Origin of the sequence: Pseudovibrio sp. POLY-S9 (assembly GCF_001431305.1) — a bacterium.
In the GTDB taxonomy this organism is placed as follows: Bacteria; Pseudomonadota; Alphaproteobacteria; order Rhizobiales; family Stappiaceae; genus Pseudovibrio.
Window position 1 is genome coordinate 105,479 of sequence record NZ_LCWX01000260.1, and the last position, 7,395, is coordinate 112,873.

5 protein-coding genes and 1 pseudogene are annotated in these 7,395 nt (G+C 53.9%); 4 read left to right on the top strand and 2 right to left on the bottom strand.

The features are described from left to right. From PPL9_RS31745 to gltX, 3 genes and pseudogenes are all read left to right on the top strand, one after another. Nucleotides 1-293, top strand: a pseudogene (locus PPL9_RS31745) (NAD+ synthase); the annotation flags it as partial. 124 nt (nucleotides 294-417) lie between these two features. Further along, nucleotides 418-1,638, top strand: a complete 1,221-nt coding sequence (locus PPL9_RS29525; protein ID WP_057466054.1) for an MFS transporter — start codon at nucleotides 418-420, stop codon at nucleotides 1,636-1,638. A gap of 131 nt (nucleotides 1,639-1,769) precedes the next feature. Continuing rightward, on the top strand, nucleotides 1,770-3,134 hold the full coding sequence (gene gltX / locus PPL9_RS29530; RefSeq protein WP_057466055.1) for a glutamate--tRNA ligase: 1,365 nt from the start codon (nucleotides 1,770-1,772) through the stop codon (nucleotides 3,132-3,134). Here the strand turns inward: gltX and PPL9_RS29535 are convergent. Then, nucleotides 3,097-4,155: a DUF2865 domain-containing protein gene (locus PPL9_RS29535; protein ID WP_057466056.1), complete on the bottom strand. Its 1,059-nt coding sequence runs from the start codon at nucleotides 4,153-4,155 to the stop codon at nucleotides 3,097-3,099. The two genes, gltX and PPL9_RS29535, sit on opposite strands and share 38 nt — an antisense overlap. Nucleotides 4,156-4,374: 219 nt before the next feature. On the opposite strand from PPL9_RS29535, the gene PPL9_RS29540 reads away from it, so the two are divergent. Beyond that, a complete protein-coding gene (locus PPL9_RS29540) occupies nucleotides 4,375-4,884 on the top strand; it encodes a CreA family protein (RefSeq protein ID WP_057466187.1) in 510 nt (169 codons plus the stop codon). 1,098 nt (nucleotides 4,885-5,982) lie between these two features. Here PPL9_RS29540 and PPL9_RS29545 read toward each other — a convergent pair. Next, a partial coding sequence (locus PPL9_RS29545) for a L,D-transpeptidase family protein (RefSeq protein WP_082597174.1) occupies nucleotides 5,983-7,395 on the bottom strand: 1,413 nt, incomplete at its 5' end.

A 7,395-nucleotide genomic window follows, 5' to 3' on the forward strand; every position in this document is an offset into this window, starting at 1 on the left:
TCATCGTCAAAGCGCCAACAGCTGAGCTGCGTGAAAATCAGACCGATCAGGACAGCCTGCCAGAGTACGATGTTCTGGATGACATCCTGCATTGTCTCGTTGAAAAAGAGTTGAGCCTTGACGAGATCGCCAAGCGCGGCCACTCTGTAGAAACCATCCATCGAGTCGAACACCTTCTTTACATCGCAGAGTACAAGCGTCGTCAGGCTGCACCGGGTGTCAAAATCACACTAAAGAACTTTGGGCGCGATCGTCGCTACCCAATCACCAATCGTTTCCGGGATCGAACCTAGAACCACACGCGGCTTGAGATCTTACTTTAAGAGCAAGCAAGCCGCGCTCTGGACTTGATCTCTGGTGCTCAGGCAAGCATCACGCCTTGCCTGAATCACTTTCTACGCTTTTTAGGTTAAGTCTATGACTTTCTTCCAATTTCTCCAGCGCAACCTGCGCTGGGTCGCGGGCGGGTTTCTGCTCGGGTTTGGCTCCAGCTTTGGTCAAACCTTCTTCATCGCGCAATTTTCCTCCCAGATCCGTGAGACCTATAGCCTCTCTCACGGTGATTTCGGCTCAATTTACATGTTCGCGACACTGGCAAGTGCTGCAACGCTCATCTATTTGGGCAGGATAGTCGATTATTATCGCCCTGTGGTCGTCGGGTGTGCTGCAATTATCATTCTTGCCGGATTCAGTTTCTTAATGAGCTGGCATAACTCCATAATATTACTTGCAATTTGCCTCTATGGTCTACGTCTGTTCGGGCAGGGCATGCTCCCCCATACCTCTCAGACAGCCATGTCGCGCTGGTTCCATGGCTCCAGAGGGAAGGCTCTCAGCCTTGCGTCCTTTGGCAACATGGCAGGCGAAGCGCTTTTGCCATTGGCCGCTGTCTCGCTCATGGTCGCATTCTCATGGCGGGATCTTTGGTCCGCAGCGGGCATAACGCTTCTCGTCTTCTTCCTTCCTCTGGCTTATCTAACCCTCAAGAAGGACCGGACACCGGAAAACCCGCTTGAGTCTTCAGGCTCAAACGGCCCTACTGTGAGCTGGACCAGAAAGCAGGTGATGTCGGACTGGCGGTTCTGGGTGGTTATGACAGCCGTGCTCGCTGTGCCGTTTCTTGTCACAGGCCTCATGTTCCATCAGGTCCACTTCATGGAAGCAAAGGGCTGGGCACGGACTGTGATCCCGTCCTACCTGCCACTTTATGCAGCGGCTGGCGCCGTGTTCTCTATGACTGCTGGTATGATGATTGACCGTTTCTCTGCCGTCTCATTGCTCCCGCTTTCTGTTATTCCTCTTGGTGTAAGCGTGCTCGTGTTTGCCTTTGGCGGCGAAGAGTACTTTGTGCCAATTGCGATGATCATCCTCGCCATAACCGTTGGCTCCTGGGGGGCGATTGCCTCTGCTGTTCTGGCCGAACTTTATGGAACAGCTCATCTGGGGTCCATCCGTGCAGTATATTCCGCCATGATGGTCTTCGCATCCGCGCTGGCTCCCGGACTGATGGGCGTTCTTCTGGATAACGGTATTGAGCTGGACACTCAGTTTGCATTCTCCAGCCTTTATTGCTTTGGCCTGGGCCTGGTTTTGTTTGCCGTAAAGCCGCAGCTGATGCTGGTTCGTTCTCCAGCTTGAATTCAGCAAAAGCCGGTAACTGAACCTAAAGCCCGAGATATTCCGTAGGTATCGGAGATTGGCTGGTTGACCCGTACCAGCCAACGCGATACCCGAGTGTCAAACTTGTTTATTGATGAGAAGGCTCAGCCATGAGTGTTACTGTTCGCTTCGCGCCATCTCCGACTGGCCACATCCATATCGGCAATGTGCGCCCGGCGCTTTTCAACTATCTCTTTGCTAAAAAGCAGGGCGGCAATTTCGTTCTGCGCTACGACGATACCGACGTGCAACGCTCTAAAGAAGAGTATGCAGTGGGCATTGCCGAAGATCTGAAGTGGCTGGGTATCAACCCTGATCGCGTGGAAAAACAATCCGAGCGGTTTGCATTGTATGATGCAGCAGCTGCCAAGCTGAAAGACGCAGGCCTCCTGTACCCATGCTACGAGACGCCGGAAGAGCTGGAGCGCCGCCGTAACCGTGCGCGTGCTCTGGGCCGTCCTCCTGTTTACGACCGTGCTGGCCTGAAGCTCACGGATGAGCAGATCGCTGAATATGAAGCAGAAGGCCGCAAACCACACTGGCGCTTCAAACTGCCAAACCACGCAGAAAATGATGCATTCTCCACTGTCAGAACAGAAGTGCACTGGGATGATGTGATCCGTGGTCGTCAGACCGTTGATCTTGCCTCCCTGTCTGATCCTGTGCTGATCCGTGCAGATGGAACCTACCTCTACACGCTGCCATCCATCGTGGATGATGCGGATATGGGCATCACGCACGTCATTCGCGGTGAAGACCACATTGCCAACACTGGTGTTCAGATTGCCATATTCCAGGCATTGGGGGCACAAGTTCCTGAGTTTGGTCACCACAACCTGCTGACCACTGCATCAGGTGAGGGGCTCTCCAAACGCTCTGGCGCCCTGTCTATCCGCTCACTGCGGGAAGAGGGCTATGAGCCAATGGCAGTCTGCTCCCTTGCAGTGCTGACAGGCACCAGTCACGCAGTTGAACCTGCTCCAACCATGGAAGCTCTGGCAGACATGCTCGACTTCTCCGGCATCTCCAAGTCTGCTGCAAAGTTTGACCCGGAAGATGTGGGCCACCTGACCGCAAAACTCGTCCATGCCATGAGCTTTGCTGATGTCGCCGACCGCCTGAAAGCAGATGGCGTTGAAGGGGATGACGCGTTCTGGGCAGCCGTTAAAGAAAACTGCTCCACCGTAAGCGATGCGAAAAAATGGTGGGAGCTGATCGTTGGGTCCGCCACACCAGACATTGCCGAGGAAGACAAAGACTTCATCACTCAGGCTAAGGCTCTGCTGCCGCAAGAGCCATGGACCGAGGAAACATGGGGCGAGTGGACCAAAGCCGTCAAAGCCGAGACAGGCCGTAAAGGCAAAGGTTTGTTCATGCCACTGCGCAAGGCAATTACAGGTCTGGCACACGGTCCAGACCTGAAGAACATGCTACCTCTTATCGGTCGGGAAAAAACTTTGGACCGACTTTCCTGATAGGGCCTGTGCGGGGTTCAACCTCGCGCGGCACAAATTTCTTCTGAACAAGTGGAGGCTCGGAGATATCACTCTGGGCCTCTGTTGCATCTACGGTCTGACGCAGCTCACTCTGGTTCGGAATGGCAGGGTATGTCGCAGTTGCACCCGGTGTCAGATCTTCCAGCTGATTACCCGGAAGTGCCTGCTCCAGAGGTGGGATCGCAGGTGTCGGCTCCAGATTGCCAGGCTGACCACCCGCTGCATCACAGGAACAGGCCGGGTTGTTCTGCTGTCTGAACAGATAGGCATTGGCAAGCGACGTATAAGGCGCACCGGACAAAGACCGCATCTGGGCAGGTGTTTCCTGAGGAACCTGGAAGACATACAGCTCAGTGTCCTGACTTGGGCACAGCGCCTGACAAATCTCTCCATCTTCCGCCAGATCTTCCGCACTGGAATTCGGATTGATCGGGAAGTAGTAGCCATCACACTTGCGCACACACATGGTCGCATATTGCTGACCACCAGAGGAGAAACCAGCGGTCGAACGAGGCTCCAGCTGCAAAGGCTGATTGGCCTGCGCTGGTGGCGGTGTCAGTGGCTGGACTTGCTGGTCAGAACGATCTGAACAATTCAGGTCAACCAGTGCCTGCTTCACTTCAGTAAGCCGGTCCTGCAAAACGCTGGAATACAGTTCCTGCTGTCTTTGACTGTCGAGATAGGTCAGATTCTCATTCATCTGCTGAAGAGAGGAGCTCAGCTGCTGGCACTGAGCAGGGCCAAAGGAGCCATCACAGCCGAAGTTGGACATCTGGGACTGCACATTACGGATATGAACCAACTGCTCTTCATAGGCCGTTTGCCAGCTGTTGGAGCTGCCATTGTTTTCGACCTGCTCAGAAAGTTCGATAAACTCCGTCTCAAGCCTGTCGCACACCTGAGGGCGTGCAAACGCACTGCCGGTCCATATAAGGGAGGCGCCAAGGGCAAGAGCCACGGCTGCGCATGAGTGCGCGAAGGGGAGTCTGGAAATGGTCATAGCCCGCAATACTGGTTTCCTCAGAGAAATCTTAGAGATAAGCTATTCTATGGCCTTATTGGGGCAAAACCAACGGATTCCGGTAGGTTTTACAAAAATCTCTGGTTCTCTTGCTGGTAGTTGCCAAAAAAACTCCTATATCGGGAGTGATTTGATTTGTTCTTTTGAAAATGGAGGGGAGCCGTGCAGATCTCTGCGCTTGGAAAATCAGTCCTGAAAATGGTGAGCACCGCGACGGTCGTTCTTGGAGTAACGCTTGGGATGCTTGGCACCGCTGCGCAGGCACAGGAGCCGGATCTGATCTTCAAGAAGTCAACTGTCTGGAAGTTCCTGAGCCCGGACCACAAGTTGGCGACCTATGCACTGGATGACCCGGAAGTCGAGGGCGTCGCCTGTCACTTCACAGTGCCTGAAAAAGGTGGCTTCTCCGGATGGCTCGGACTGGAGGAAGAAACCTCAGATGTCTCATTGGCCTGCCGTCAGGTTGGTCCCATCAAGTTCAAAAGCAAGATTGAGCAAGGCGACGAAGTCTACCGCCAGAGCCGCTCCCTGTTCTTCAAAAAAATGCGCATTGTCCGTGGCTGTGACGCAAAGCGAAACGTGCTGGTCTATCTGGTCTATTCCGACAAGCTCGTAGAAGGCAGCCCGAAGAACTCTACGTCTACCGTGCCGATCATGCCGTGGGGCGATCAGGTTCCGGAAAAGTGTGCTGACTATCTGGATGACTAAAGCCTGTTCCTGAAAAGTGGCTCCGGTTTTCGGATAAGAATACGCGTAGATTTGACATCTGCTTTTCAAGAACTTTGAGCACCGCTGGGCTATTCCAGCGGTGTTTGTGTTTGAGGTTCCCGTTTATACGGGTGGAGCAAGGCGAACAGGCTTTGCCTGCGCTACTTGTAAATAATGTTTCTTCGGCAATGGCTGTTCGCCTCGCCCGGGCCTTTTATCATGAACGCGCGGGCTCCCTCTCGGACAGACGTGAATGACACGTCCCCGTGTCACTGACAGGTTTCCCTGTCATCGACAATTTCTTGTCACCACCGGACGCCCTCCGGAACGACCCCAAACTCCCTATACCACTGTGGCCTCAAAAGGGTATGGCGCTTCACCGGACCTCCCGACACGATACGTTACCTCATGCCGGCAGCCCAACCCCACCCACGCCGCGGAATGGACGGTCCACTCCTGCCCGAATGCGTGGGCACGAGACACAGAGTAAGGCAGCTTTTAGGTGACGGGGATAAGTTTTGTTCGGCCCAGCCAGCAACCCGCGTCGTCACCCAGCGCCGTCATCCCGCGCAAGCGAAGCGCGATGTGGGAACCAGAGCCTCACCTACTAATAATCTCAGCAGGAATTGCACTGGATACGGGACCCTTGCTTCGCTGCGTCCGGTATGATGGCAAGAGGCACTGCCGCCTGAAGCCCAGCCTCCACACACAACCACCTCAACATCACCTTGCCAGCAACACAAAACAACCAGTTTGCCGATTTAACTGTTTTAGGTGAGCGAAATTCATGCAAAGAAAAAGGCAGCGTGGAACGCTGCCCTTAAAATTTGGGGAACTCTCAGTTTTATCAGCACCATCTAAAGAGATGGCTTTGAACTCACGCAGAGTTCATAAACAGGTAAACCGCAAGGAAAATGATCGGGCTTGAGATAGCACTTGCCACAATCATTGCACCCATAGCCTGCTTCAGCATAATCAACCCCCGTTTGAATTATGAAATGCAGTTCTATTGGGGATATATTAGCACAGCTAATTCAAATATGCACTATTAACCATATCCCTGATAAGGGACGTGGCAATTTGCGCATATTTGTCAGGTCAGTAGGTTGAGGCCATCTTTATCTTGAATGCATCTTGCGAGGTGAGCAGAGCCTCCAGAATCGCATTGTCCTGCTTGTAGATGTCTTCCCGGAACTGAAGTTCCCCATCATCACCAGCAAAAGCGGTGTAATAGCGCAGATGCACGGGCACGGTCTCTTTCAGCTTCAGGCGAACAGTTTTGCCCCGGGCGCGCAGCTTTTCCATCTTGGCGCGGCTGTGGCCCGAACCGGAAAGCAGCACTTCCCCGAATGTAAATGGATCCTGAACCCGGATGCATCCATGGCTAAAGGCACGCTGATCTTTATTGAACAGGCGCTTGGATGGCGTGTCGTGCAGATAAATGTTGTGCTTATTGGGGAACATGTACTTCACAGCACCCAAAGCGTTTTTACGTCCGGCCTTCTGGCGGAGCTGATACCCGAACCTGCGTTTGCTGACAGCATTCCAGTTGATTGCCGTCGGATCGACACGCCGACCATTCTTGTAAACGTTGATCCCGCTACCAGACAAGGCAGAGGCATTCTTGCGCAGCTTGGGCAAATACTCATTGGTGGCAATGGACCAGGGCACCCCCCATGTCGGATTAATCTCTGCATACTCAAAGGTGTCAGAGAACAAAGGCGTGGCATGGCGGGGCTTGCCCACTACGCTGCGGGTCTCATAAAGCACGTCCGTGCCTTCCATCACCCGCACAATCTGTTCAGCCACGTTGACTTTCACATAGCGGCCAGAAGGAAGCGGATCATCCCAGCGCATGCGTTCCAGATTAACAAGGATTTGATCGCGGCGGTCTGTGAGTGAGGCATTCAGCGCTGCCCGGGTCTTCTTGCCAACAACGCCGTCCACGCTCAAACCATGACGTTTCTGGAAGCTTTTTACGAGCGCAACCATATCATCATTGTAAAAGGCGGGCGCCACGTCTTGCTCGTTGGCGCCGGAGTATCCGGAGTAATAGGGCGCATAGCCCTCGGTTTGCAGTCGTTTCTCCAACTGCGAGATGCGCGCACCTGTGTCACCGGGCCGGATGCTCGGGCCATCTTCGATGTAGACAGGGTAATCAGAGGTGAGGGCCGCGTTATATCGGGCCAGCTGGTCTTTCAAAAGATCGTAGGACGGTGCCTCTGGCTCAAGGCTGGCAAACAACTGCTCAACAGACCGGGTTTCTTCCAGCCGAGTAAGCATGTCATTCAGCTTTGGAACCTGCGGGGTGATAAATACATTCTTCAGCACCTTGGTCGGGCGCACAACGCCGCCAGCAAGGTGGGCGCCGTAACTGGCAAAAACGCGGGTCAGCTGCAGCTCAACAACAGCGATCTCACGCAAAGTGGCCGTTGCGTTGGACGCTTCCATCACATCCAGAATGGAAGCCAGCTGCCGGACACCATAGGCTTGCGGATCAAGCCCATGGGT